At 69.8% G+C, this 22,195-nt stretch carries 26 protein-coding genes and 2 pseudogenes; 9 read left to right on the top strand and 19 right to left on the bottom strand.

Annotation, left to right across the window (positions count from 1 at the left end; all coding sequences use genetic code 11):
- Positions 1–332, bottom strand: a pseudogene (locus tag QZ500_RS12235) (CoA transferase); the annotation flags it as partial.
- A 74-nt stretch (positions 333–406) separates the two neighbouring features.
- Between QZ500_RS12235 and QZ500_RS12230 the strand changes: the two are divergent.
- Genes QZ500_RS12230 through QZ500_RS12220 form a run of 3 tightly spaced genes read left to right on the top strand, consistent with a single transcriptional unit; the run spans position 407 to position 2,003 of the window.
- Positions 407–1,393: a DnaJ C-terminal domain-containing protein gene (locus QZ500_RS12230; protein ID WP_295855675.1), complete on the top strand. Its 987-nt coding sequence runs from the start codon at positions 407–409 to the stop codon at positions 1,391–1,393.
- Positions 1,394–1,396: 3 nt separating this feature from the next.
- Positions 1,397–1,753, top strand: a complete 357-nt coding sequence (locus QZ500_RS12225; protein ID WP_295855672.1) for a chaperone modulator CbpM — start codon at positions 1,397–1,399, stop codon at positions 1,751–1,753.
- A gap of 49 nt (positions 1,754–1,802) precedes the next feature.
- Positions 1,803–2,003: a YqaE/Pmp3 family membrane protein gene (locus QZ500_RS12220; protein WP_295855671.1), complete on the top strand. Its 201-nt coding sequence runs from the start codon at positions 1,803–1,805 to the stop codon at positions 2,001–2,003.
- A 64-nt stretch (positions 2,004–2,067) separates the two neighbouring features.
- Here the strand turns inward: QZ500_RS12220 and QZ500_RS12215 are convergent, their stop codons facing one another.
- Positions 2,068–2,706 (bottom strand): 3-oxoacid CoA-transferase subunit B, encoded by a 639-nt coding sequence (locus QZ500_RS12215; protein ID WP_295855669.1) that lies wholly within the window; start codon positions 2,704–2,706, stop codon positions 2,068–2,070.
- A 1-nt stretch (position 2,707) separates the two neighbouring features.
- On the bottom strand, positions 2,708–3,538 hold the full coding sequence (locus QZ500_RS12210; protein WP_295855667.1) for a CoA transferase subunit A: 831 nt from the start codon (positions 3,536–3,538) through the stop codon (positions 2,708–2,710).
- 66 nt (positions 3,539–3,604) lie between these two features.
- On the opposite strand from QZ500_RS12210, the gene QZ500_RS12205 reads away from it, so the two are divergent.
- Together QZ500_RS12205 and QZ500_RS12200 are read left to right on the top strand one after the other, a co-directional pair.
- Entirely contained in the window at positions 3,605–4,192 is a 588-nt protein-coding gene (locus QZ500_RS12205; RefSeq protein ID WP_295855665.1) for a PAS and helix-turn-helix domain-containing protein, read from the top strand.
- A gap of 88 nt (positions 4,193–4,280) precedes the next feature.
- Positions 4,281–4,763 (top strand): hypothetical protein, encoded by a 483-nt coding sequence (locus QZ500_RS12200; protein ID WP_295855663.1) that lies wholly within the window; start codon positions 4,281–4,283, stop codon positions 4,761–4,763.
- A gap of 35 nt (positions 4,764–4,798) precedes the next feature.
- On the opposite strand, the gene QZ500_RS12195 is transcribed toward QZ500_RS12200, so the two are convergent.
- The 12 genes from QZ500_RS12195 to QZ500_RS12140 all read right to left on the bottom strand — a co-directional run bounded on the left by QZ500_RS12195 (position 4,799) and on the right by QZ500_RS12140 (position 16,281).
- Positions 4,799–5,530, bottom strand: coding sequence for an ABC transporter ATP-binding protein (locus QZ500_RS12195; RefSeq protein ID WP_295855661.1), 732 nt, complete (start codon positions 5,528–5,530; stop codon positions 4,799–4,801).
- Entirely contained in the window at positions 5,527–7,374 is a 1,848-nt protein-coding gene (locus QZ500_RS12190; protein ID WP_295855659.1) for a branched-chain amino acid ABC transporter ATP-binding protein/permease, read from the bottom strand. The genes QZ500_RS12195 and QZ500_RS12190 overlap by 4 nt, the downstream gene beginning before the upstream one ends.
- Positions 7,371–8,396 carry a branched-chain amino acid ABC transporter permease gene (locus tag QZ500_RS12185; RefSeq protein ID WP_295855657.1) on the bottom strand — a complete coding sequence of 342 codons (1,026 nt, stop codon included), beginning with the start codon at positions 8,394–8,396 and terminating at the stop codon, positions 7,371–7,373. Before QZ500_RS12185 ends, QZ500_RS12190 begins: the two co-directional genes overlap by 4 nt.
- A gap of 90 nt (positions 8,397–8,486) precedes the next feature.
- Positions 8,487–9,632 carry an ABC transporter substrate-binding protein gene (locus QZ500_RS12180; RefSeq protein ID WP_295855656.1) on the bottom strand — a complete coding sequence of 382 codons (1,146 nt, stop codon included), beginning with the start codon at positions 9,630–9,632 and terminating at the stop codon, positions 8,487–8,489.
- 63 nt (positions 9,633–9,695) lie between these two features.
- Positions 9,696–10,295, bottom strand: a complete 600-nt coding sequence (locus QZ500_RS12175; RefSeq protein ID WP_295855654.1) for a TetR/AcrR family transcriptional regulator — start codon at positions 10,293–10,295, stop codon at positions 9,696–9,698.
- A gap of 37 nt (positions 10,296–10,332) precedes the next feature.
- The gene (gene paaE, locus QZ500_RS12170; RefSeq protein ID WP_295855653.1) at positions 10,333–11,418 is read right to left on the bottom strand and encodes a 1,2-phenylacetyl-CoA epoxidase subunit PaaE; all 1,086 of its coding nucleotides are present in this window, start codon (positions 11,416–11,418) and stop codon (positions 10,333–10,335) included.
- A 35-nt stretch (positions 11,419–11,453) separates the two neighbouring features.
- Positions 11,454–11,972, bottom strand: coding sequence for a 1,2-phenylacetyl-CoA epoxidase subunit PaaD (gene paaD / locus QZ500_RS12165; RefSeq protein WP_295855651.1), 519 nt, complete (start codon positions 11,970–11,972; stop codon positions 11,454–11,456).
- On the bottom strand, positions 11,972–12,757 hold the full coding sequence (paaC, locus tag QZ500_RS12160) for a 1,2-phenylacetyl-CoA epoxidase subunit PaaC (protein ID WP_295855650.1): 786 nt from the start codon (positions 12,755–12,757) through the stop codon (positions 11,972–11,974). Before paaC ends, paaD begins: the two co-directional genes overlap by 1 nt.
- Positions 12,758–12,768: 11 nt before the next feature.
- Entirely contained in the window at positions 12,769–13,101 is a 333-nt protein-coding gene (gene paaB / locus QZ500_RS12155; protein ID WP_295855649.1) for a 1,2-phenylacetyl-CoA epoxidase subunit PaaB, read from the bottom strand.
- Between the two features lie 13 nt (positions 13,102–13,114).
- Positions 13,115–14,119 (bottom strand): 1,2-phenylacetyl-CoA epoxidase subunit PaaA, encoded by a 1,005-nt coding sequence (paaA, locus tag QZ500_RS12150; RefSeq protein ID WP_295855648.1) that lies wholly within the window; start codon positions 14,117–14,119, stop codon positions 13,115–13,117.
- A gap of 17 nt (positions 14,120–14,136) precedes the next feature.
- Positions 14,137–15,453 carry a phenylacetate--CoA ligase PaaK gene (paaK, locus tag QZ500_RS12145; protein ID WP_295855647.1) on the bottom strand — a complete coding sequence of 439 codons (1,317 nt, stop codon included), beginning with the start codon at positions 15,451–15,453 and terminating at the stop codon, positions 14,137–14,139.
- Between the two features lie 45 nt (positions 15,454–15,498).
- Positions 15,499–16,281, bottom strand: coding sequence for an enoyl-CoA hydratase-related protein (locus tag QZ500_RS12140; RefSeq protein ID WP_295855646.1), 783 nt, complete (start codon positions 16,279–16,281; stop codon positions 15,499–15,501).
- A gap of 416 nt (positions 16,282–16,697) precedes the next feature.
- Between QZ500_RS12140 and QZ500_RS12135 the strand changes: the two genes are divergently transcribed.
- The 4 genes from QZ500_RS12135 to QZ500_RS12120 all read left to right on the top strand — a co-directional run bounded on the left by QZ500_RS12135 (position 16,698) and on the right by QZ500_RS12120 (position 19,979).
- Positions 16,698–17,351 carry a YbhB/YbcL family Raf kinase inhibitor-like protein gene (locus tag QZ500_RS12135; RefSeq protein ID WP_295855644.1) on the top strand — a complete coding sequence of 218 codons (654 nt, stop codon included), beginning with the start codon at positions 16,698–16,700 and terminating at the stop codon, positions 17,349–17,351.
- A gap of 56 nt (positions 17,352–17,407) precedes the next feature.
- On the top strand, positions 17,408–18,457 hold the full coding sequence (locus tag QZ500_RS12130; RefSeq protein ID WP_295855642.1) for a helix-turn-helix domain-containing protein: 1,050 nt from the start codon (positions 17,408–17,410) through the stop codon (positions 18,455–18,457).
- A gap of 134 nt (positions 18,458–18,591) precedes the next feature.
- Positions 18,592–19,386 (top strand): helix-turn-helix domain-containing protein, encoded by a 795-nt coding sequence (locus QZ500_RS12125; protein ID WP_295855640.1) that lies wholly within the window; start codon positions 18,592–18,594, stop codon positions 19,384–19,386.
- Complete coding sequence (locus QZ500_RS12120; protein ID WP_295855639.1) at positions 19,383–19,979, top strand: hypothetical protein; 597 nt, start codon at positions 19,383–19,385, stop codon at positions 19,977–19,979. The genes QZ500_RS12125 and QZ500_RS12120 overlap by 4 nt, the downstream gene beginning before the upstream one ends.
- A 34-nt stretch (positions 19,980–20,013) precedes the next feature.
- Here the strand turns inward: QZ500_RS12120 and aroQ are convergent, their stop codons facing one another.
- From aroQ to QZ500_RS12100, 4 genes and pseudogenes are all read right to left on the bottom strand, one after another.
- Positions 20,014–20,475, bottom strand: a complete 462-nt coding sequence (aroQ, locus tag QZ500_RS12115; RefSeq protein WP_295855638.1) for a type II 3-dehydroquinate dehydratase — start codon at positions 20,473–20,475, stop codon at positions 20,014–20,016.
- The gene (pcaD, locus tag QZ500_RS12110) at positions 20,472–21,239 is read right to left on the bottom strand and encodes a 3-oxoadipate enol-lactonase (protein ID WP_295855676.1); all 768 of its coding nucleotides are present in this window, start codon (positions 21,237–21,239) and stop codon (positions 20,472–20,474) included. Before pcaD ends, aroQ begins: the two co-directional genes overlap by 4 nt.
- Before the next feature lie 19 nt (positions 21,240–21,258).
- Entirely contained in the window at positions 21,259–21,735 is a 477-nt protein-coding gene (locus QZ500_RS12105) for a carboxymuconolactone decarboxylase family protein (protein WP_295855637.1), read from the bottom strand.
- A 35-nt stretch (positions 21,736–21,770) separates the two neighbouring features.
- Positions 21,771–22,130, bottom strand: a pseudogene (locus QZ500_RS12100) (3-carboxy-cis,cis-muconate cycloisomerase); the annotation flags it as partial.
- Between the last annotated feature and the right edge of the window lie 65 nt (positions 22,131–22,195).

Genomic DNA, 22,195 nt, shown 5'->3' with positions numbered 1-22,195 from the left:
CGGTACAGCCCCGAGAACGTATCCCACAGATCCGGGGCCTGTCCGTCCAGGCTGAACCAGCCGGTGCATTCGAGCGCCGCATGGCGCATGTCCACCGCCACCGGCTGCGGCGCCTGGCCGCGCACGTCGCCCACCGCGTCGGCGGCGAGCGCCGCTGCCGCGATCGTCGCCTGCGCCGCGGTGCCGACTGCGAAGGACGACGGCAGTGCCGGCTCCGCACCGGTCAGCGTCGCCCGTCGGGCGATGTCGGGCGGCAGGCCCGCGTCGTACAGCAGGCCGGCGAGGGCCTCCGCCGGCGCGACGGGCGAAGACGGCAGGACAGGATCGGTCATGGCACAAAACCTCACAGCGGCGACGGCGGACAGCCGCACATTCTGCGGGACACCCCACGACCCCGAACCGTGCCATGGACTTCAAGGACTACTACGCTGCCCTCGGCATCGACCGCCAGGCCGACGAGGATGCAGTGCGCAAGGCCTACCGCAAGCTCGCCCGCAAATACCACCCGGACGTCAGCCAGGAAGCCGACGCCGAAACGAGGATGCGGGACATCAACGAGGCCTACGACGTGCTGCGCGACAAGGACAAGCGCGCCGCCTACGACAGCTTGGCCGACCAGGTCGCCCGCGGTGCGGCACGGTCACCAGGGGCCGGCAACCCGGGCAGCGGCGGATTCGCGCCGCCGCCCGGCTGGGACGAAGGATTCGAATTCCACCGGGCCGGCCCGCGCGGCCCGGCCGACGAGGCCTATTTCAGCGACTTCTTCTCATCGGTGTTCGGCGCGGCCGAGCGCCGCGGCACCGCCCGCCAGAACGTGCGCAGCCGCGGCGAGGACCAGCATGCCGCCATCGAGATCGCAGTCGAGGACGCCCTGGCCGGCGGCGAACGCGAACTGACGCTGCGCGCGCTCACGACCGGGCCGGACGGCACGCCCGCGTGGGAGACGCGGACCCTGGCGGTGAAGATTCCGCCCGGCGTGCGGCCCGGCCAATTCATCCGTCTGGCCGGCCAGGGATTGCCGGGCCACGGCGGCGGCCCGCCGGGCGACCTGTTCCTGGAAGTGCGCATCGCACCGCATGCCCGCTACCGGGTCGAGGGTCGCGACATCTACATGGACCTGCCGGTCACGCCCAGCGAAGCCGCGCTCGGCGCGCAGATCGAGGTGCCGACACCCGGCGGCGCGCGCGTCGAAGTGACCGTGCCGCCGAACAGCCGCGCCGGCATGAAGCTGCGGCTGAAAAACCGCGGCTTCGCCGGCGATCCGGTCGGCCACCTGTACCTGCTGCTGCAGATCGTTCTCCCGCCCGCCGACAGCGAGGCGGTGCGTTCGGCCTACCGCCAGCTGGCCGATGCTGCGGCATCGTTCGATCCTCGCCGCCATCTGAAGGAGTGACCCATGGCACGCACCACCACCTCCGCCGTGACCGCCCGGTTCACCGTCACCTCGTCCATGCTGCTGGACCAGGCCGGCACCCTGACCGCCGAGGAACTGGCTCATGCTTGCGGTACCCATCTGGAATGGGTCGCCCAGCTCGGCGAGGCCGGCATCGTCCACGCGCCGGCATCGCAGCCGCACGAGACCTGGCGTTTTCAGAGCCGCGACCTGCAGCAGGCTCTGGAGGCGCGCCGGCTGGAGCGCGATTTCGGCGCCGGGCTCGATGCCGCTGCGCTGATACTGGACATGAGCCAGGAAATCCGGCGGCTGCGCGCGCTGCTGGCCGCCCACGGCGTCCAGCCCGCGATGGCGGACTGATGCGCCGGCCGCCATCCCGATCCACCCTCACCGCCTAGCACCGACTCCCATGCGCCTGCTGATCGCCCTGATTCTTCCCTGGCTGACCTTCTTCACGATCGGCCGCCCGTTCGCCGGAATCATCTGCCTGATCCTGCAGATCACGCTGATCGGCTGGCTGCCGGCGGCCATCTGGGCGGTGTACGCCCTGAGCCAGTACAAGACCGACCGCAAGATCCGCGACGCGATGGGTGCGGGATACCGCGGTTGAGCTGACCGGGTCCCGAGCAACCGGGCCGGCGCGGTGCCGGCCCGTGTCGATGCTTATCCGTCGTTCAGCGCAGCAGCGGCACGCCCGTCTTGGCCTGCAGCGCGTCGAAGTCCACGCCCGGCGCCAGTTCGACCACCTTCAGGCCGTCCTCGGTCACATCGAGCACCGCCAGGTCGGTGATGATCCGGTCCACCACGCCGACGCCGGTCAGCGGCAGTGTGCACTGGGGCAGGATCTTCAGGTCCTCGGTGCCGTCCTTCTTGCGGGCCACGTGCTCCATCAGCACGATCACCCGCTTCACGCCGGCCACCAAGTCCATGGCACCGCCCATGCCCTTGACCATCTTGCCGGGGATCATCCAGTTGGCCAGGTCGCCCTTTTCGCTGACCTGCATCGCCCCCAGGATGGACAGGTTGATCTTGCCGCCGCGGATCATCGCGAAACTCTCGTGGCTGCCGAAGATCGACGAGCCGGGGATCGTCGTCACCGTCTGCTTGCCGGCGTTGATCAGGTCGGGGTCCACCGTTTCCTCGGTCGGGAACGCGCCGATGCCGAGCATGCCGTTCTCGCTCTGCAGCCAGACTTCCTTATCGCCGGTGAAATTGGCGACGAGCGTCGGGATGCCGATGCCCAGGTTCACGTAGAAGCCGTCTTCCAGTTCTTGCGCGGCACGGGCCGCCATCTGGTCTTGGGTCCAGGGCATGTCAGGCTCCTTCGGGTTTGGTGGTCTGGGACGGTACGTCGACCTTCGGCACCGGCACTTCGGCTTCGGCCGCCGCAGCGGCCTGTGCGATCACGGCCTGCGCCTCGACCTTGGCAGCGACCACGTCGGCCGGGGCCACCGCGGACAGCGTGCGTTTCTCGATCCGCTTCTCGGGGTTCGGGTTGACGACGATCCGGTGCACGTAGATGCCCGGCAGGTGGATGTCGTCCGGTGCGATCTCGCCGGTCTCGACCAGGCGTTCCACCTCGACGATGCAGACCTTGCCGGCCATCGCAGCGGCCGGATTGAAGTTGCGGGCGGTCAGGCGGAACCGCAGGTTGCCCGACTTGTCGGCCACGTCGGCCTTCACCAGCGCCACGTCGGGCACCAGCGAGCGCTCCATCACATAGGTCTCGCCGTCGAATTCGCGCAGTTCCTTGCCCTCGGCCACCTGGGTGCCGACGCCGGTCTTGGTGAAGAAGGCCGGGATGCCCGCGCCGCCGGCGCGCAGCTTCTCGGCGAGCGTGCCCTGCGGCGTGAATTCCAGTTCCAGTTCGCCGGCCAGGTACTGGCGCTCGAACTCCTTGTTCTCGCCCACGTAGCTGGAGATCATCTTCCTGATCTGCCGCGTTTCCAGCAGCTTGCCGAGGCCGAAGCCGTCGACGCCGGCATTGTTGGAAATGACGGTCAGGTCCTTCTTGCCGCTGTCCTTCAGCGCCTCGATCAGCGCCTCGGGAATGCCGCAGAGGCCGAAACCGCCGACGGCCAGCAGCTGGCCGTCCTGCACCACACCGGACAGGGCCGTCTCGGCATCGGGATATACCTTGTTCACATCGCGCTCCTGAGAGGGGAAACGCTGCGTACGATACTACGCATCCGATTACGTAGAAGCGCCTGAGTGGAAACCCGCAGCCCCGCCGTCGCCGCCTTCGAGACCGACTACCGCCTGGCGTTCGAACTCGCACCGCTCGGCCTCGCGATCTCTCGCGAGCGGACGATCGTCGACTGCAACCGGGCGCTCTGCGAGATGTTCGGCGCGACGCGCGAGCAACTGGTCGGCCAGTCGTTCCGCATCCTGTATCCGAGCGCCGACGAATACGAGCGGGCCGGCGCCCGCATCGCCCCGGTGATGAACGCCGCCGGCCGCTATGCCGACGACCGGGTGATGCGGCGCGTGGACGGCCGCCTGCGCGGCGAGCCGTTCTGGTGCCATGTGACCGGCCGGGCCTTCGACCGCGGCCGGCCGCATGCCGCGGGCATCTGGAGTTTCGAGGACCTGAGCGCCCAGCGTTCGGTACGGGCGGAACTCACGCCGCGAGAGCGCGAGGTGGCGGCGCACCTTACCTCGGGCGGGCGCACCTCCAAAGAAATCGCCCGCGCACTCGGCCTCAGCCCCCGCACCGTAGAGTTCTACCGGGCTCGGTTGATGCGCAAATACGGCGCGACCAGTGCGGCGGACCTGCTGCAGCGGTTGATGGCCGGTTGAACCGGCGCGACGATCGGCCGCCGTTTGCCTTTCGTTGCGACGCTGCCGGCGGACGTCATAAGCTGACGTACCACCACCAGGAGCCACGATGCCCGTCCGTTCCCGCCTCCGCACCTCCCGCGTCGCGCGCACCGCTGCCGCCGCCCTGCTCTGCCTGGCCTCGGCCACTGCCTTCGCGCAGAGCGCCGAATACCGGCGCGGCTACGACGACGGCTTTCGGGCAGGACAGCAGGCAGCCCAGCGCGGCGGCTATCCGGCGCCGGGCGGCTATCCGCCCCCCTACCCCGGCGGGTATCCGGGCGGCTACCCCGGCGGCTGGGGCCAGGGCCCGCGGATCGAGATCCTGGAAGCGCGCTACGGGCGCGGCAACCGCGTGTGCGACGCGCGCGGTGCCGTGCAGGCGTTCGTCGACCAGCGCGGCGAATCGAGTTTCGAAGTCAGCAACCAACTGTGCGGCGACCCGGCACCCAACCAGTCCAAGATGCTGGACCTGACCTACCGCTGCCCCCAGGGCAACACCCTGCGGATGTCGTTCCCCGAGACGCAGCCGGCCACCATCGTCTGCCGCTGACGACGCGGGCGGCTCCGCCGGCCGACGGCCGACGCTCAGTCCGCCTTGCGGCCCAGGCCCAGGTAGGTGTCGATGATGCGGCGGTCGTGCATCAGCGCGCGGGCCTCGCCGGTCAGGGCGACGGCCCCCATTTCCAGCACGTAGGCGCGGTCGGCGATCTGCAAGGCCGCGCGGGCGTTCTGCTCCACCAGCAGCACCGACACGCCGAGCGCCCGCAGGCTGGCGACCGTGTTCAGCACCTCGCGCACGATCAGCGGCGCCAGGCCGAGCGACGGCTCGTCGAGCATCAGCAGGCGCGGTTTGGCCATCAGCGCCCGCCCGATCGCGAGCATCTGCCGCTCGCCTCCCGAAAGCGTCGCCGCCATCTGGCCACGCCGCTCGCGCAGACGCGGGAAGATCGCGAACACCTCGTCCATCCGTGCGCGCTGGGTCCGGTCGCCACGCCGCCAGCGCGAGAAGCCGCCGAGCAGCAGGTTGTCCTCCACCGACATCTCGGCGAAGAGCTCGCGCCGCTCGGGCACCAGCGCCACCCCGGCCGCGACCATCGCCTCGACCGTCGGCCGCCGCATGTCGGTGCCGCCCAGCACCAGCCGGCCCTGCGACGGCAGCAGGCCCATCGCCGCAGACAGCAGCGTCGTCTTGCCGGCGCCGTTCGGCCCGATCACGGTGACGATCTCGCCTTCGCCGATCATGAGCGCGACCTGGTGCAGCGCCTCGACGCTGCCGTAGGACACGCTGAAATCCTGCAGTTGCATCAGCGGCGTCATGCGGTCGCTCCGGTCGGTGTGGGGGTCGCGGCGGGCGGCATGCCGGCATCGTCGTCGGCCACGCCCAGGTAGGCCTCCAGCACCCGGGGATCGGACTGGATCGCCGCAGGCGGACCGGCAGCGATCACGGTGCCGAACTCCAGCACGGTGATCCGGTCGGCGAGCTGCATGACGAACTCCATGTCGTGCTCCACCACCAGGATGCCCAGGCCCTCGGCCCGCAGCTGGCCGAGCAGTTCCGCCAGCGTCTGCTTCTCGCGGTGGCGCAGGCCGGCGGCCGGCTCGTCGAGCAGCAGCACCGCCGGCTGCCCGGCGAGCGCGCGCGCGATCTCGACGATGCGCTGCTGGCCAAGCGCCAGCGACGCAGCGGGCCGGTCTTCCAGTCCGCCCAGGCCGCAGCGCACGATCTGCCGGCGCGCCTCGTCCAGCAGCGCGGCCTCTTCCGCACGGTCGAGCCGCAGCATCGACGCGATCCAGCCGCGCCGGCCCCGCAGGTGGGCGCCGACCGCGACGTTCTCCAGCACGCTGCGCTGGCCGAGCAGCCGCACGTGCTGGAAGGTCCGGCCCAGGCCGCGTTGCGCAAAATGCCGCGCCGAGCGCCGCTCCATCGGCTCGTCCATCAGCCGCACGGTGCCGCTGGTGGGGTTGTCCACGCCCGAGATCATGTTGAAGAAAGTGCTCTTGCCCGCGCCGTTGGGGCCGATCAGCGCATGCACCTCGCCGGCCCGCACGTCCATCGTAACCGCATTGTTGGCGACCAGGCCGCCGAAGCGGCGTGTCACGTCGTGGGCGGCCAGCAGCGGCGTACCGGCGGCCGGCAGGCTCCGCTGCGGCAGCGCGGCGGCATCGGCGCGGCGCGGCGCGGCATCCGGCCGCAGCCAGCGGCCGGTCCACCGGGCGAGCGTCGGCCACAGCCCTTCGGCGAAGCGCTGCAGCACCACCACCATCAAGAGGCCGAAGACGATCACCTCGAAATTGCCGCTGCTGCCGAGCAGCCGCGGCAGCCAGTCCTGCAGCTGCTCCTTCAGCAGCGTGATGACCGCCGCACCCAGCACCGCGCCCCACAGGTGGCCGGAGCCCCCGACCACCGCCATGAACAGGTATTCGATGCCGATGTTGAGGTTGAACGGCGACGGGTTCACGAAGCGCTGCATGTGCGCATAGAGCCAGCCCGACAGCGCCGCCAGCAGCGCAGCCAGCACGAACACCTTGATCCGGTGCCGCGCGGTGTCCACGCCCATCGACTCGGCCATCACCCGGCTGTTCTTCAACGAGCGGATGGCCCGGCCCTCGCGCGAATCCAGCAGGTTGTGCAGCGCCCAGAGCGCCAGCAGCAGCAGCACCCACACCAGCACGCCCAGCGCCCGCGGAGAGGCGAAGGACTGGCCGGCCACCACCAGCGGCGGGATGCCGGTCAGGCCGGTCTGGCCGCCCACGACCTGCAGGTTGCCGAAGAGGTAGTACAGGCTCAGGCCCCAGGCGATGGTCGCGAGCGGCAGGTAGTGGCCCGACAGCCGCAGCGTGATCACGCCCAGCACCCAGGCGACCGCGCCGGTCAGCACCAGCCCCAGCACCAGTCCCGCCCACGGACCCCAGGTCGGACCGAACAGGCCGGCCACGGCCGGCGAGGTGCAGACCCAGGCGGTCGCATACGCCCCCAGGCCGACGAACGCCGCCTGGCCGAAGCTGGTCATGCCGGCCACGCCGGTCAGCAGCACCAGCCCGACCGCGACCAGCGCGTACAGGCCGATGTAGGTGACCACCACGACGGTGAAATCCGGCAGGAAACCCCAGGCCAGCGCCAGGGCCGCCACGAAGGCGAGCGTGAGGTGGCGGCGCGTCATTCCTCGTCCTCCACGTGGTGGCTGCGCATCGAGCGCCAGAGCAGCACCGGCACGATCAGCGTGAAGACCAGCACCTCCTTGAAGGCGCTCGCCCAGAATGAAGAGAACGATTCAAGCTGACCGACGATTAGCGCGCCGGCCAGCGCCAGCGGATAGCTCGACAGCCCGCCGACGATCGCCGCGACGAAGCCCTTGAGCCCGATCAGGAAGCCGGTGTCGTAGTACACCGTGGTCAGCGGTGCGATCAGCAGGCCCGACACCGCGCCAATCAGCGCCGACAGCGCGAAGCTCAGGTCGCCCGCCAGTTCGGTCGGGATGCCCATCAGCCGCGCCCCGACGCGGTTCATCGCGGTGGCGCGCAGCGCCTTGCCGATGATCGACCGCTCGAAGAACACGAACATCGCCACCACCAGCGCGACCACCGTGCCGACGACCACCACCGACTGGCCGCTGACCGCCAGGCCGCCGATGTCGAAGCGGGCTTCCGAGAAGGCCGGCGTGCGCGAGCCCTCGGCACCGAAGAACACCAGCCCCAGGCCGACCAGCACGCCGTGCATCGCCACCGACACGATCAGCAGGATCAGCACCGACGCGCCGGCCAGGGGCCGGTAGGCGAGCCGGTACAGCAGCGGCCCGAGCGGCGTGATGAGCGCCAGCACCGCGAGCGTCTGCAGCGCCATCGACGCCGGTCGGGCCCAGACCAGCAGGCCGGCGACGGCCGGCAGCGCCACCGTCCAAAAGAGGGTAGCCCGCCATTCCACCGGCTGGCCGCGCCGTGCGCGCACTGCCTCGACCACCAGCACCATCGCCGCCAGCACGACCAGCAACGCCAGCGTGCCGGGCAGCCGGCCGGCCCCGAGGGCGGCCATCGACAGGGCGCCGAACGCCACGAACTCGCCCTGCGGGATGAAGATCACCCGCGTCACCGAGAACACCAGCACCAGCGCCAGCGCCATCAGTCCGTAGACGGCGCCGTTGACGATGCCGTCCTGCCCCAGCATCAGGGCGATCTGTGAATCCATGTGCTTTCCGTCAGGGCCGGTGGGCGGGCCCGCCTCGTGGTCCAAAAAAGAGGGGCGGCCCCGCCGCCCCTGTTCATCGGGCGTGCCGGATCAGGGCTGGTACTTCCAGCCGCCGTTCTCGATCTTCACCATCACGCGGGCACGCTGGTCGAGGCCCAGGTGGTCGGTCGGCGACATGTTGAAGATGCCGTGGGCACCGGCCACGTCCTTGGACTGCTCCAGCGCGTCGCGCAGCGCGGCACGGAACTCGGGCGTGCCCGGCTGGGCCTTCTTGAGCGCCACCGGCACCGCGGCGGCCATCAGCGCGCCCGCATCCCAGGCATGGGCGCCGAAGGTCGAGACCGTGCCCTTGCCGTTGGCCGCCTCGTAGGCGCGCACGTAGGCGATGGCGGAGGCCTTCACCGGATTGGAGGCCGGTAGCTGTTCGGCCACCAGCACCGGGCCGGCCGGCAGGAAGGTGCCCTCCACGTCCTTGCCGCCGACGCGCAGGAAGTCCGCGTTGGCCACGCCGTGGGTCTGGTAGAACTTGCCGGCGTAGCCGCGCTCCTTGAGCGTCTTCTGCGGCAGCGCGGCCGGCGTGCCCGAGCCGGCGACCAGCACCGCGTCGGGACGGGCCGACATGATCTTCAGCGCCTGGCCGGTGACCGAGGTGTCGGTGCGGCCGAAGCGCTCGTTGGCGACGATCCTGATCTTCTTCAGGTCGGCGGCCTTGGTGAATTCCTGGAACCAGCCTTCGCCGTAGGCGTCGGAGAAGCCGATGAAGCCGACCGTCTTCACGCCCGCCTGCGCCATGTGCTCGGCGATCGCGAGCGACATCATGATGTCGTTCTGCGGCGTCTTGAAGACCCACTTGCGCTTGTCGTCCATCGGTTCGACGATCCGCGCCGAGGCGGCCATCGAGATCATCGGCACCTTGGCCTCGGACACCACGTCGATCATCGCGAGCGACGCCGGGGTGACGGTCGAGCCGAGCACCACGTCCACCTTGCTTTCGGCGATCAGCTTGCGGGCGTTGTTGACCGCGCCGGTCGTGTCGCTCGCATCGTCCAGCACGATGTAGTTGACCTTCTGGCCGCCGATGGTCTTGGGCATCAGGGCGACGGTGTTCTTCTCGGGGATGCCGAGCGAGGCGGCCGGGCCGGTGGCCGACACCGTGACGCCGACGTTGATGTCGGCAAGCGCCGTGCCGGCGATGGCAGCCATCACGGCGCCGAGGATCCACTGGGGCATGTGCATGGAAAGTCTCCTTCGTTCGGGGAATGCAGAGGAAAACAGGGACAGGATGCGGTCGCGGAGGCGTCAGGGCGGACGGACCGCCGGCAGGCCGCCGAGGAACAGGTCCGCGACGATCGGAGCCATGGCATCGTAGTCCAGAACACCGTCCGGCTTCATCCAGGTAAACATCCAGTTGATCATGCCGAACAGCAGCATGCTGAGCGGCTTGTCCATGCGGGCCGCGGCCAGGTCGGGCCGCAGCGCCGCCACGGCTCTCGCCACGCCGGCGACCACGTCGCGCTCGAACGCGAGCACCCTTTCGCGGTCCTCGCCCTCCAGGAAACGCACGTCCTCGGTCAGCACCCGGTGGGCGTGCTGGGCGCTCGCGTATTCCTCGACGAAGCGGCGGATCAGTTCGCGCAGGTGGTCGTCCGGCGGCAGCGCACGCGCGTCGAGTTCGCCGATCAGCGCATGCAGCCGGCGCACATGGCCCTCGGCGATCGCGACCAGCATCGCGTACTTGTCGCGGTAGTAGTGGTAGAGCGTCGGCTTGGAGACACCGCAGGCCTGCGCGACCTCGTTCATCGAGGTGCCGGGATAGCCGCGCAGCGCGAACAGCTCGGCCGCGCGTGCGACGATCGTCTCGCGCTGGAGGTCGTAGTTGGGTGCGCGTCCACGGGCCATGCGGGGCGTGATGGTAAGGGTGTCGCGGCGGCGCGGATCAGCGCTCGTCGAAAGACAGCACCACCCGCGGCGTGAGCGGATGGGCCTGGCAGGCCAGCACGAAGCCTGCCGCGACCTCGGCCGGCTGCAGCGCGAAGTTGCGCTCCATGCGGACCGCGCCGTCGAGCACCTTGCAGCGGCAGGTGCCGCAGACGCCCGACGTGCAGGAAAACGGCATCTCCAGTCCAGCGGCAGTCGCGCTGTCGAGGATGCTCGGCTGGTCGCGGCGGAAGTCGATCTCGCGGCGCAGGCCGTCGCGCAGCACCACGATACGGGCCTGTTCGGCGTCGCCGTCGTGCGCCGCGGCCGGCGACACCTGCGCAGTGGCGGCCGCGTCGGTCGCCACGCCGAACCGCTCGACGTGGATGCGGTCGGCCGACACGCCGGCGGCCCGCAGCGCCGCCTCGGCCCCGTCGTTCATCGCGAACGGGCCGCAGACGTACGCCCGGTCGATGTCGCGCGCAGGCAGCGGTCCCGCCAGGAACTGCCCGAGTTTGTCCGCATCCAGCCGGCCGCTGTGCAGCGGCACCTCGGTCTCCTCGCGCGAGAAGACCAGGTGCAGCGCGAGCCGGCCCATGTAGCGGTTCTTCAGGTCCTCCAGTTCCTCCCGGAACATGGTGGACTGCAGCGTCCGGTTGGCATAGAGCAGCGTGAAGCGCGACAGCGGCTCGCGCGCCAGCACCGTGCGCAGGATCGACAGGATCGGCGTGATGCCGCTGCCGCCGGCGATGCCCACGTGGTGGCGCCGGACCTGCGGCGCGACCGGTGGCGAAAAGCGCCCTTGCGGTGCCATCACCGGCACCGTGTCGCCGACCCGCAGGCCCTCGTGCATCCAGCTGGAGAAGACCCCGCCGGGCACCCGGCGCACCCCGATGCGCAGATCGCCGTCGTCCGCGCCGGAGCAGATCGAGTAGGACCGGCGCAGGTCGGCACCGCCGACCGTCTGGCGCACCGTGAGGTACTGGCCCGGCGTGAAGGCGAAGGTCTCGCGCAGGGCATCCGGCACCTCGAAGGCGACGATCCGCGCGTCCGGCGTGTCGTTGTCGATGCGGCTGACGCGCAAAGGATGGAAAAGGCTGCTCATCGGGGGCGTGGCGGTGCCGTGCGGCGGCGGTCCGGTCAGATCGGCTTGAAGTATTCGAACGGCTCGCGACAGTCCAGGCAGCGGTGCAGCGCCTTGCAGGCGGTGGAACCGAAGGCGGACAGCCGTTCGGTGTGCACGCTGCCGCAATGCGGACACGGCACCGGCGTCGCGGTGCGGCGCACGAAGCGGACCGGCACCTCGCCCGCGGCCAGGTGCTGCGGCGGCGCGATGCCGTAGGCCCGCAGCTTGTCGCGGCCGGCGGGGCTGATCCAGTCGCTGCTCCACGCCGGCGCACGCTGCAATCGCACCCGGGCCGGGCCCAGCCCGGCGGCGTCGATGGCGGCGCGCACGCTGTCGGCGATCGCCTCGGTGGCGGGGCAGCCGCTGTAGGTCGGCGTCAGGACGATGTCCAGTCCGTCGCCGTCGGCCTGCGGGTGCACCGCCCGCACGATGCCCAGGTCGCGGATCGACACCGCCGGCACCTCGGGGTCCGGCACGTCGGCGAGCACCGCCCAGGCCGCGGCGACGCGGTCGGCCTGCGTGGCCACGGCCATCACCACACGCCTCCGGGATAGCTGCGCTGCAGGTGCTGCATCTCCGCCAGCAGGTACCCCATGTGCTCGGTGTGCACGCCGCGCTTGCCGTGGCTGCGGAACGCGCTGTCCGCCGGGACCGCCAGCGTCGCCTCCTGCAGCAGCGCGCCGATTTCCGCGCGCCACGCCGGTTCGATCTCGGAGGCGCGCGGGCCCAGGCCGCTCGCCGCGGCGGCGGCATCCACCGCGTCGTCCTCGAACAGCTCGGGCACGTAACGCCACACCCGGGCCAGGGCCGCCGCCGCACGGCGGTGCGATTCGGCGGTGCCGTCGCCCAGGCGCACCACCCAGTCGCCGGCATGCTCGGCGTGGTAGCGGGCCTCCTTCACCGCCTTGCCGGCGATCGCCGCCAGCTCGACGTCGGACGATTCCGCGAGCCCCTCCCACAGCAGCCGCAGCCAGGTCGCGACCATCGCGTTGCGCAGCACGGTGAACGCGAAGTCGCCGCGCGGCAGTTCGACCAGGGTGACGTTGCGGTAGTCGCGCTCCTCGCGCAGGAAGGCTAGTTGGTCCTCGTCGTAGGCGCGGCCGCGGCCCTCGCCTTCCCGCTGACCGGCCAGGGTGAGCAGCGCCCGCGACTGGCCGATCAGGTCGAGCGCCATGTTGGCCAGCGCGATGTCTTCCTCCAGCACCGGCGCATGGCCGCACCATTCGGCCAGCCGCTGGCCGAGCACCAGGCAGCTGTCGCCCAGCCGCAGCAGATAGTCCACAGGCGGCGTGGCGTCGAGTCGGATCGAGGCTTGCATGGCGGCGGCGCTCACATGTGGTCCACAGCCGCCGGCAGCGCGTAGAAGGTCGGATGGCGGTAGACCTTGTCTTCCATCGGGTCGAACAGCATCGCCTTGTCGGCCGGGTCGCTCGCGACGATCTGGTCGCTCTTCACCACCCAGACACTGCAGCCTTCCTGGCGCCGGGTGTAGACGTCGCGGGCCAGCTGCAGCGCCATGCGGGCGTCGGCCGCATGCAGGCTGCCGCAGTGTTTGTGGTCAAGGCCGGCGCGGCTGCGCACGAAGACCTCCCAGAGCGGCCATTCGGCTGCAGGACCGGCGGCTGGGTCGGCGGCGGTGGCGGGGCGGGCGGAATCGGTCATCGGCGTGTCTCCTTCAGGCGGCCGCATCGGCCACCGCCCGTTTGCGCGCATGGGCCAGCGCTGCTTCGCGCACCCAGGCGCCCTCCTCCCAGGCATCGACCCGGGCGGCCAGCCGTTCCTGGTTGCAGGGGCCGTCGCCCTGGATCACCCGCCAGAACTCGCTCCAGTCGATCGCGCCGAAATCGTGCGCCTGCCGCTCCTCGTTCCAGCGCAGGTCGGGGTCGGGCAGCGTCACGCCGAGGATGCGGGCCTGCTCGAACGCCGCATCGACGAACTTCTGCCGCAGCTCGTCGTTGCTAAAGCGCTTGATGCCCCAGCGCATCGACTGCGCCGAGTTGGGCGACTGGTCGTCGGGCGGGCCGAACATCATGATCGACGGCCACCACCAGCGGTTCACCGCGTCCTGCACCATCGCGCGCTGCGCGTCGGTGCCGTGCTGCATCATCGTCAGCAGCGACTCGTAGCCCTGGCGCTGGTGGAAGCTCTCCTCCCGGCAGATGCGGACTATCGCGCGGGCGTAGGGCGCGTAGGAGCAGCGGCAGATCGGCACCTGGTTCATGATCGCCGCGCCGTCGACCAGCCAGCCGATCGTGCCCATGTCGGCCCAGGTGAGCGTCGGGTAGTTGAAGATCGAGCTGTACTTGGCGCGCCCGCTGTGCAGGGCCTCCAGCATCTGGTCGCGGCTGGTGCCGAGCGTCTCGGCGGCGGCGTACAGGTACAGGCCGTGGCCGCCCTCGTCCTGCACCTTGGCGAGCAGGATGGTCTTGCGCTTGAGGGTCGGGGCTCGGCTGATCCAGTTGCCCTCGGGCAGCATGCCGACGATCTCGGAATGCGCATGCTGGCTGATCTGCCGCACCAGCGTCCGGCGGTAGTGATCGGGCATCCAGTCCTTGGCCTCGATGAATTCGCCGGCGTTGATGCGCGCCTCGAAGCGTTGCTCCTGGTCCAGTCCGGCGGCATCCCGCAACGGCGGGCGGGCGTCGGCCGGGGTCATCGTGTCCATCGCCTGCGTGTACATGGCGTGTGCTCCTGGGTTCAGGCTTTCGGCCGCTGGTCCACCACCCGCCGGGCCTTGCCGGTCAGGGTGCGTTCGATCGATTCGGGCTGCAGCACCAGCGTGCGGGTGCTGATGCCCACCAGCGTCTTGATGCGCTGCTGCACCCACTGCGCGATCTCGGCCTGCTCGGCCTCGCCCGCGCCGGCGCCGGCCTGCAGTTCGCAGCGCACCTCGACCTCGTCGAGCAGGCCGTCGCGCTTCAGGTGCAGCTGGTACTGGCCCGACAGCTTGGGGTGGGCCAGCACGATCTCCTCGACCTGCGTGGGGAAGACGTTCACTCCCCGCACGATCAGCATGTCGTCGCTGCGGCCGACGATCTTGCCCATGCGGCGGAAGGACCGCGAGGTCGGCGGCAGCAGCCGCGTCAGGTCGCGGGTGCGGTAGCGCACGATCGGCATCGCCTCCTTGGTGAGCGAGGTGAAGACCAGCTCGCCCTCAGCGCCGTCCGGCAGCACCTCGCCGGTGTCGGAATCGACGATCTCTGGATAGAAGTGGTCCTCCCAGACCACCGGGCCGTCCTTCGACTCGATGCATTCGCTGGCCACGCCCGGACCCATCACTTCCGACAGGCCGTAGATGTCCACCGCGTCCAAGCCCGCGCTGCGCTCGATCTCGCGGCGCATCGCCTCGGTCCAGGGCTCGGCGCCGAAGATGCCGACCTGCAGCGAGCTCTCGGCTGCGTCCAGCCCCTGGCGCGCGAACTCCTCGACGATCACCTGCATGTAGCTGGGCGTCACCATGATGATGTCGGGCCGGAAGTCGCGGATCAGCTGGACCTGCTTCTCGGTCTGGCCGCCGGACATTGGGATCACGGTGCAGCCCGCCCGCTCGGCGCCGTAGTGCGCGCCCAGGCCGCCGGTGAACAGGCCGTAGCCGTAGGCGACGTGCACCAGATCGCCGGGCCGGCCGCCGGCCGCACGGATCGACCGGGCCACGAGGTTGGCCCAGTGGTCGATGTCCTGCAGCGTGTAGCCCACCACCGTCGGCTTGCCGGTCGTGCCCGATGACGCATGGATGCGCGCCACCTTCTCCCGCGGCACCGCGAACATGCCGAACGGGTAGTTCTGCCGCAGATCGGCCTTGCCGGTGAACGGGAACCGCGCCAGGTCGGACAGGCTGCGCAAATCGTCCGGATGCACGCCACGGGCATCGAAGGCGGCGCGGTAGTGCGGCACCGCGGCATAGGCATGCGCCAGCGTGGCGCGCAGCCGCTGCAGCTGCAGCGCCTCGATCTCGTCGCGGCTCGCCCGCTCGATCGGGTCGAGCGTGTCGGCTGCGGGGTGGCGGGTCGGCATGGTCGTCTCCTGCGGGCGAAGCGGCGGGGGCGGCGGGGGCGGTAATCAGCGGTCGCCGAAGACCGGCGGGCGCTTGTCAGCGAAGGCGGCCACGCCTTCGCGGAAATCGGCGGCATGGCCGAGTGCGCGCTGCGCATCGGTCTCGTGGCGCAGAGCGGCCTCGGTGTCGGCGGCGAGCGCCGCGTCGATGGCACGCCGGGTGGCGACCAGCGCCCGCGACGGCATCGCCGCCAGCCGCGCGGCCAGCGCCCGGACGGTGGCGGCCAGCTCGGTATCGTCCACGCACTGCCAGATCAGGCCGATGCGCTCCGCCTCGGCCGCCGGCAGCCGGTCGCCGAGCAACGCCAATCCGAGTGCGCGCGCCCGGCCCACCGACTGCGGCAGCAGCCAGGTGGCGGCGGTGTCGGGCACCAGGCCGATCCTGGAGAACGCCTGGATAAAGCTGGCCGACCGCGCGGCGACCACGATGTCGCAGTTGAGGGCCAGGCTCGCGCCCGCGCCGGCGGCGACGCCGTGCACCGCGGCCATGACCGGCACCGGCATCGACCGCAGCCGCCGCACCAGCGAGGCGTAGCGCCGCTCGATCAGGGCGCCGAGGTCCTGGCCCGGCGCGGCGTCGGGCTCGGACAGGTCCTGGCCGGCACAGAACGCACGCCCGGCACCGGCGAGCACGACGCAGCGCACCGATGCGTCGTCGGCAGCCGCGTCGAGCGCCTGCAGCAGGTCGGCGTGCAGGCCAGCGTCGAAACTGTTGAGGGCGGCCGGACGATCGAGCGTCAGCGTGCGCACGCCTGCGTCGTCGGCGACCGTCACCGTGGTCGGGGGCATCGGGATTCCTGTCGAAGCGTTCAGAATTTACCTACCGTTCGGTCGATAATAGTCCCGCGCCGTACTACCTGCAATCGGTCGGGTTGGGGGAAAACCCGTGGTGGCGCTGAGGCGGTTGGGTGGAAGGCGGTGCCGGGGTGGGCGGCTGCCGCTGACGAGACGCTGCGTGAGATCTGCCGTCACGACCGCGGAGGCATCCCCCATTCCGGCCGTGGATAGCCCCCCGGCCGCCCGCTTCGCCGTCCACGCATCACACCTTAGATTGCTCTTATTTTGATAGCTGACTGCGCACTCCCCAGCTGCGCAAACCACCGATTCCCTTCATAGATCTACACGACGTCACAAGCCGAAACCTCCACGATCTTGCGGGCCGGCAGACTGCCGCCATCGCATCCATCCCACCGGAGAACCGTCCCATGCTCGAGAAACTGCCCGACGTCCTGGGCCATGCGCTGCGCAACCAGCGCGCCGGACTCGACACCCTGGCCTTCAACCGCGTGGACCTGCGCCAGGGCACGGCCGCGATCACCGTCAGCAGCCTGTCCTTCGCCGACCATGCGCAGATCCCGGTGCCCTACACCGCCGACGGCGAAGGCCTGTCGCCGCCGCTGCAGTGGACCGGCGTTCCGGCCGGTGCGGCGTCGGTCGTGCTGATCGTGGAGGACGCCGATGCGCCCACGCCGAAGCCCCTGGTGCATGCGATCGTGGTCGACCTGCCCGCGGGCGAAGGCGAACTGCGCGAGGGCGCACTGGAAAGCCCCGCCAACGAAGATCCGCCGGCGGCGCCCCACACCGGCCGCAATTCCTACCTGCAGGCCGAGTGGCTGCCGCCCGACCCGCCGCCCGGGCACGGCGTGCACCGCTACGCATTCCAGGTCTTCGCGCTCGGCCCCGGCGAAACTTTTTCCGACACGCCGGGCCGCGACGAGGTCCTGGACGCGATCAAGGCCCGCGGCATCGCCAGCGGCATGCTGATCGGCACCTACGAGCGGCCGGACACCAGCATCCGCGCGGACGAGGAAGCGCCCGCCGCGATCCCGGCCGGACCGGCCGGCCCCGCGCTGGCCTGACGCCCACGCCGCCGAAGTCTGACCGCGGGTCGGAAAACTGGAACAATCCGGCCCGCATGCCCCACCAGGACGCCCTTCCCCACACGCTGTTCCAGACCCGCCTCGCGGAGGGCGAAGAGCGCTTCGAAGAGTGGCGCCGCAGCATCTCGGTGGTGTTCGACGTGGCGCCGGTCGCGCGCCAGGACCTGAGCGACTTCAGCGCGACGGTGGACGGTACGCACCTCGGCAGCCTGATCATCGGCAACATCGACTTCGGCGCGCAGCAGTTCTCCCGCTCGCGCCCACGCGTTGCCCGCGATTCGCTCGATCACTATCTGGTGCAGTGGTACCGCTCCGGCGGCTTCGTCGGCCAGGCCGACGGCCGCGAGATCGAGGTCCAGGCGGGCGACATCGTCGTCTTCGATCTGACCCGCACGCTCCATACCTGGGCCCGGCCGTCCGATGTGATGTCGTTGCTGCTGCCCCGCGAGCTGCTGGACCAGGCGATCCCGGGCGCGACCGACCTGCACGGCTCGGTGCTGCCGGCGGGCAACGTGTTCGCCGACCTGCTCGCCGACCACCTGCATTCGCTGCACCGCCGCCTGCCCGGCGTTCCGCTGAGCCATGCCCCCGCGGTCGCCCAGGCCACCACCCAGATGATCGCCGCCTGCGTGCGGCCCGGCACCCGCACCCTGGCCGAAGCCCGGGCCGGCCTGCAGGGCGTGACGCTGGAGCGGGTACAGCAGTACATCGGCCGCCACCTGGGCACCGAGCTGTCGCCGGCCTCGCTGGCACAGGCTTTCGGTATCTCGCGCACCCTGCTCTACGAACTGTTCGAGCCGCTCGGCGGCGTCGCCAAATACATCCAGCAGCGCCGGCTGCAGCGCGCCTTCCTGGCCCTGACCAACCCCGCCAACCGCCGCCTGCGCATCGCCGAGATCGCGCTGCGGGTGGGTTTCTCCAGCGAATCGCATTTCAGCCGGGCCTTCCGCGCGGCCTTCGGCGCGACGCCGACCGATGTGCGGGCCGTGTCGCTGGCGGCGCACGATCTTCGGCACGGGCATCCGATGCCGGCGGAGTCGTCTGAGGAGTATGCGGAGTGGGTGCGGGGGCTGCAGGCGGCCTGACCCCAGTCACCAACTCGGCTCGCCGGACGCTGAATCAAGACCCTCGGGACGGCCGGATAAACAGCGGCGTGGGCCGCGTCCTACGATTCCAGTCCCGCGGCGGTCTGCAGCAACGCCGCTTCCTCAGGATTCTCATGAACGTCCGCGTCTCGAGTGGTGGCGATCTGCCGACTGCAATCTCCACGGCCATTTCCTCAGAATTGCTCGAATTCACTGTACAGGGTGACGGCAGCTGGGTCATCGCCGATCTGGGCCTCGGGTCGCCCGAGCCGCCGTCCGATCTGCTCGCGGATCGGCAGTCCGGGCGCACGGATGTACCCCAGATCGGACTCCTGACACGCAAGCTGAGCCTGCGGATACCGAAGGCCGCCTTTCCAGCAACGCCATTGCATGGCACGCGCCTGCGCGGACCGGCAGCCCGGCTGCTGGCCGACCACGCGCTGGCACTGCAGGGCTATCGGCAGCACGTCTCTACATCCGACTGCGCCCAAGTCCAGCGCGAGACCTGCGAACTGGTCGCCGAATGCGTCCGCAGCCTGCAGCATCGCGCAAGCGCGGGCGGTTGGCGGCCTACCCGGCGCTTCTGGTGGCACCGGGTGTGGTGGCACATCGAGCAGAACCTGTCTGATCCGGCGCTTTCGCCTGCCAGCCTCTGTGCGGATCTTGGCCTGTCACGGTCTGCTCTGTACCGACATTTCTCGCCCAAAGGCGGGCTAGTGCATTACATCCGGGACCGAAGACTCGACGCGGTGCATGCGCAGATTACGACCACTCGCGATGTTTTAACGTCGGATACCTTGGCCAAGAGGTACGGGATGCGCAGTTCTGTCCAGCTCACTCGTTTGTTCGCTCGAAAATTCGGCTATGTTCCGGATCAAACGTTATCCGCTGCATCAAGCAAGCCTCGCACGATCGGAGCCACCGTATGAATTTCTTATCGCGCGCATTCAAGCGTCCTATACACGTACCTCCGCCCGCTCCAACTTATCAAACTGCCACGATCCAGGTCAATTATCCGGACGACAATCATGACGCGAAGGTGAATGCGTTGCTTGCGAATCCCACAGCGCTCAAATCATTCGCAATTCACCTGGTCAATCAGTGGACTCCGAATGAAATCATCTTTTATTTCGCCGTCGAGTCATTTCGTAAATATCCAACCGAGGCAAAAGCAATCCTGCTGACGCAATACTTTATCGTTAAAGATGCTCCTCACGAGTTGAATATCACCCAGCCCATCCGCACTACGATCCTGAGCGCTCTCGAGAGGCCACGCGTTCCCCGTCAGAGGATCGTCAATCACCAACCGATTTCTCCCGCCATATTCAATGCCGCACAAATTCATGCGCGAGGCGAATGGGTTGAGCCTTTATGGCACTGGTCACCCCGAGATGAGGGGAACGCTCATTTTTTTGAAGAAAAACATTTGGCACCCAAAAGCGCCGTACAGGATTTTCGCGGTCTGCTGCGCACATTGGGTCTTCAAGGTTTCCACTTTCCGACTGCGTTGACGAGCATTTGACAGGCGCAAGCCTATCGATGGCAGACCAACTTTCTCATACAGGATTTGCGACGTCCGCCAACGCCGCAATCGCCAACCCATACCCCGCCGTCCCCAGCCCCAGAATCACCCCGCGCGCCACAGCCGAAAGGTACGAGTGGTGCCGGAACTCCTCCCGCGCATGGGTGTTCGAGATGTGCAGCTCGATCACCGTCACCCCCGCCCCTTTCACCGCATCGCGCAGCGCCACGCTGGTGTGGGTGTAGGCCGCAGCATTGAACACCACCCCCGCCAGCGTGCCCGCCGCCTCGGCACGGCCGGCCTCCTGGATCCAGTCGACCAGCACACCCTCGTGGTTGCTCTGCCGGAAATCGAGCGCGAAGCCATGTTCCGCGCACGCCTTCTCGCAGCGGCGGCGCACGTCGTCGAGGGTTTCGGCGCCGTAGACGCTCGGCTCGCGCGTGCCGAGCAGGTTGAGGTTCGGGCCGTTGAGGACGAGGACGGTCTTGGCGGTCATGGCAGGCTGCGCAGGAAATCGTGGATGAGGGCGGCGAGTTCGGCGTGGCGCTCGACCGCACCGATGTGGGCGGCGTCGATCTCGGCCAGACGGGCACCGGGAATCGCATCGGCGATCTGGCGCGACATCGCGGGCGGTGTTGCCAGATCCTGGCGTCCGGCGACGACCAGGGCGGGTACGGCGATCCGCCGGTTGCTCTTGCGAAAATCGATGCTCGCCACCGCCTCGCAGGCTGCGGCATAGCTTTCGGCCGGCGTGGCGACCAAGGTTGTGTGCAGGGCGCGCGCAGCGTCGTCGCCTGCGGGCGTGGCCCGGAAGCCGGGGCTCAGCCAGCGTTCGACCGCACCGTCGGCGATGGCGGCGACGCCCTCGGCGCGGACCTTCTCGACCCGCGTCTGCCACAGCGCGCGATCGGGATAGTGGGCGGACGAGTGCGCGACGACGATGCTGCGCAGCAGTTCCGGCGCACGCACTGCCAGCGCCTGCGCGGTCATGCCGCCCATCGACAGGCCGACGAAATGCACCGGATCGCCGCCGGTCTCTTCGCGGATCAGCGCTGCGGCGTCGTCGGCCAGGTCCTCGACGGTGAAGCGGCCCGGTCCTGCCGGCGAGCGGCCGTGGCCGCGGTGGTCGTAGCGCAGGACCGTCCAGTCGGCGGCGAGCGCGTCGGCCACCGCATCCCACATGTGGAGATCCAGCCCCAGCGCATGGCTCAGGACGACGACCGGGCCGGAGCCCTGCCGCTGGCGATGAAGAGGAGACACAACAGTCATCGGGACGACCTCAGGCGGACGTGGGCGCGGACGCGGGGGCGGGGGCGGGGACGGATGTTGCCGCCGGCGGCAGCAGGTTCTTCTCGCGCAGGATGGCGGTGAACAGGCCGAACGCATGGTTGGCGACCGGCACGCCGCAGTAGATCGCGGCCTGCAGGATCACTTCCTTGATCTCGTCGGGCGTCAGGCGGGAATTGTCCGGGCCGTCGAGCGCGGCGCGCACGTGCATCGCGAATTCCTCGTAGGCGTGGGTGCCCAGCATCATCGACAGCACCATGAAGCGCCGGGTCTTGTCGCCGAGCGCCGACCGGCCCCAGATCTCGTTCCAGGCATAGCGGCTGATCAGGTGCTGGAATTCGGCGTTGTAGGCGTGCACGTTGGCCTGCGCGCGGTCGACCCAGGCATCGCCCAGGATGCGGCGCCGGTTGCGGATGCCGGCGTCGTAATCGGCTTGGTGCGCCGGATCGGGGGTCGGCCTGTCGCTCATGGAGGTCTCCTGGGTATTTGTTGTGGATGTGCCGTTCAGGCGAGCACCGCCCGCAGCCGCTCGACCTGCGCGCGCGCCAAGGCGCTGGCATGCAGGGCGAGCGCCGGGTCGAACCATTCGGCGGCGGCTTCAGCCGGCAGTTGTGCCCGCAGCGTGTCGAGGTTGGCCCGCATTCGGGCGGCGTCGACCTGCAGCCCCGGTACCGCCTGCGCCAGCGCGCGCACCGCGCCGTGGGCCGACAGCAGCAGCTGCGGCCATTCGGCCAGCTCCGCCTGCCAGGCGCCGAGCGCGCGTTCGTGTTCCTGCGGCATGGCCGCCAGCAGCGCGGCGACCCGCTGCGGCGCCCGCTGGGCCGCGGCGAGCGCGACCATCGCGGCCACCGGATTGCGCTTGTGAGATCGGAAGAGCACACGTCTGAACTCCAGTCACTGGAGCTGATCTCGTATGCCGTCTTCTGCTT

The organism is uncultured Xylophilus sp. (assembly GCA_913776965.1).
Lineage (GTDB): Bacteria > Pseudomonadota > Gammaproteobacteria > Burkholderiales > Burkholderiaceae_C > Xylophilus.
Note: the sequence above shows the minus strand (reverse complement) of the source record. Positions and strands in the feature narration are given on the sequence as shown.

What these genes read in the sequence shown, in the direction of transcription:
- QZ500_RS12230 (WP_295855675.1), top strand. Translation starts at nt 407, where the DNA reads ATGGACTTCAAGGACTACTACGCTGCCCTCGGCATCGACCGCCAGGCC.
- QZ500_RS12225 (WP_295855672.1), top strand. Translation starts at nt 1,397, where the DNA reads ATGGCACGCACCACCACCTCCGCCGTGACCGCCCGGTTCACCGTCACC.
- QZ500_RS12220 (WP_295855671.1), top strand. Translation starts at nt 1,803, where the DNA reads ATGCGCCTGCTGATCGCCCTGATTCTTCCCTGGCTGACCTTCTTCACG.
- QZ500_RS12215 (WP_295855669.1), bottom strand. Translation starts at nt 2,706, where the DNA reads ATGCCCTGGACCCAAGACCAGATGGCGGCCCGTGCCGCGCAAGAACTG.
- QZ500_RS12200 (WP_295855663.1), top strand. Translation starts at nt 4,281, where the DNA reads ATGCCCGTCCGTTCCCGCCTCCGCACCTCCCGCGTCGCGCGCACCGCT.
- QZ500_RS12195 (WP_295855661.1), bottom strand. Translation starts at nt 5,530, where the DNA reads ATGACGCCGCTGATGCAACTGCAGGATTTCAGCGTGTCCTACGGCAGC.
- QZ500_RS12190 (WP_295855659.1), bottom strand. Translation starts at nt 7,374, where the DNA reads ATGACGCGCCGCCACCTCACGCTCGCCTTCGTGGCGGCCCTGGCGCTG.
- QZ500_RS12185 (WP_295855657.1), bottom strand. Translation starts at nt 8,396, where the DNA reads ATGGATTCACAGATCGCCCTGATGCTGGGGCAGGACGGCATCGTCAAC.
- QZ500_RS12180 (WP_295855656.1), bottom strand. Translation starts at nt 9,632, where the DNA reads ATGCACATGCCCCAGTGGATCCTCGGCGCCGTGATGGCTGCCATCGCC.
- QZ500_RS12175 (WP_295855654.1), bottom strand. Translation starts at nt 10,295, where the DNA reads ATGGCCCGTGGACGCGCACCCAACTACGACCTCCAGCGCGAGACGATC.
- paaE (WP_295855653.1), bottom strand. Translation starts at nt 11,418, where the DNA reads ATGAGCAGCCTTTTCCATCCTTTGCGCGTCAGCCGCATCGACAACGAC.
- paaD (WP_295855651.1), bottom strand. Translation starts at nt 11,972, where the DNA reads ATGGCCGTGGCCACGCAGGCCGACCGCGTCGCCGCGGCCTGGGCGGTG.
- paaC (WP_295855650.1), bottom strand. Translation starts at nt 12,757, where the DNA reads ATGCAAGCCTCGATCCGACTCGACGCCACGCCGCCTGTGGACTATCTG.
- paaB (WP_295855649.1), bottom strand. Translation starts at nt 13,101, where the DNA reads ATGACCGATTCCGCCCGCCCCGCCACCGCCGCCGACCCAGCCGCCGGT.
- paaA (WP_295855648.1), bottom strand. Translation starts at nt 14,119, where the DNA reads ATGTACACGCAGGCGATGGACACGATGACCCCGGCCGACGCCCGCCCG.
- paaK (WP_295855647.1), bottom strand. Translation starts at nt 15,453, where the DNA reads ATGCCGACCCGCCACCCCGCAGCCGACACGCTCGACCCGATCGAGCGG.
- QZ500_RS12140 (WP_295855646.1), bottom strand. Translation starts at nt 16,281, where the DNA reads ATGCCCCCGACCACGGTGACGGTCGCCGACGACGCAGGCGTGCGCACG.
- QZ500_RS12135 (WP_295855644.1), top strand. Translation starts at nt 16,698, where the DNA reads ATGCTCGAGAAACTGCCCGACGTCCTGGGCCATGCGCTGCGCAACCAG.
- QZ500_RS12130 (WP_295855642.1), top strand. Translation starts at nt 17,408, where the DNA reads ATGCCCCACCAGGACGCCCTTCCCCACACGCTGTTCCAGACCCGCCTC.
- QZ500_RS12125 (WP_295855640.1), top strand. Translation starts at nt 18,592, where the DNA reads ATGAACGTCCGCGTCTCGAGTGGTGGCGATCTGCCGACTGCAATCTCC.
- QZ500_RS12120 (WP_295855639.1), top strand. Translation starts at nt 19,383, where the DNA reads ATGAATTTCTTATCGCGCGCATTCAAGCGTCCTATACACGTACCTCCG.
- aroQ (WP_295855638.1), bottom strand. Translation starts at nt 20,475, where the DNA reads ATGACCGCCAAGACCGTCCTCGTCCTCAACGGCCCGAACCTCAACCTG.
- QZ500_RS12105 (WP_295855637.1), bottom strand. Translation starts at nt 21,735, where the DNA reads ATGAGCGACAGGCCGACCCCCGATCCGGCGCACCAAGCCGATTACGAC.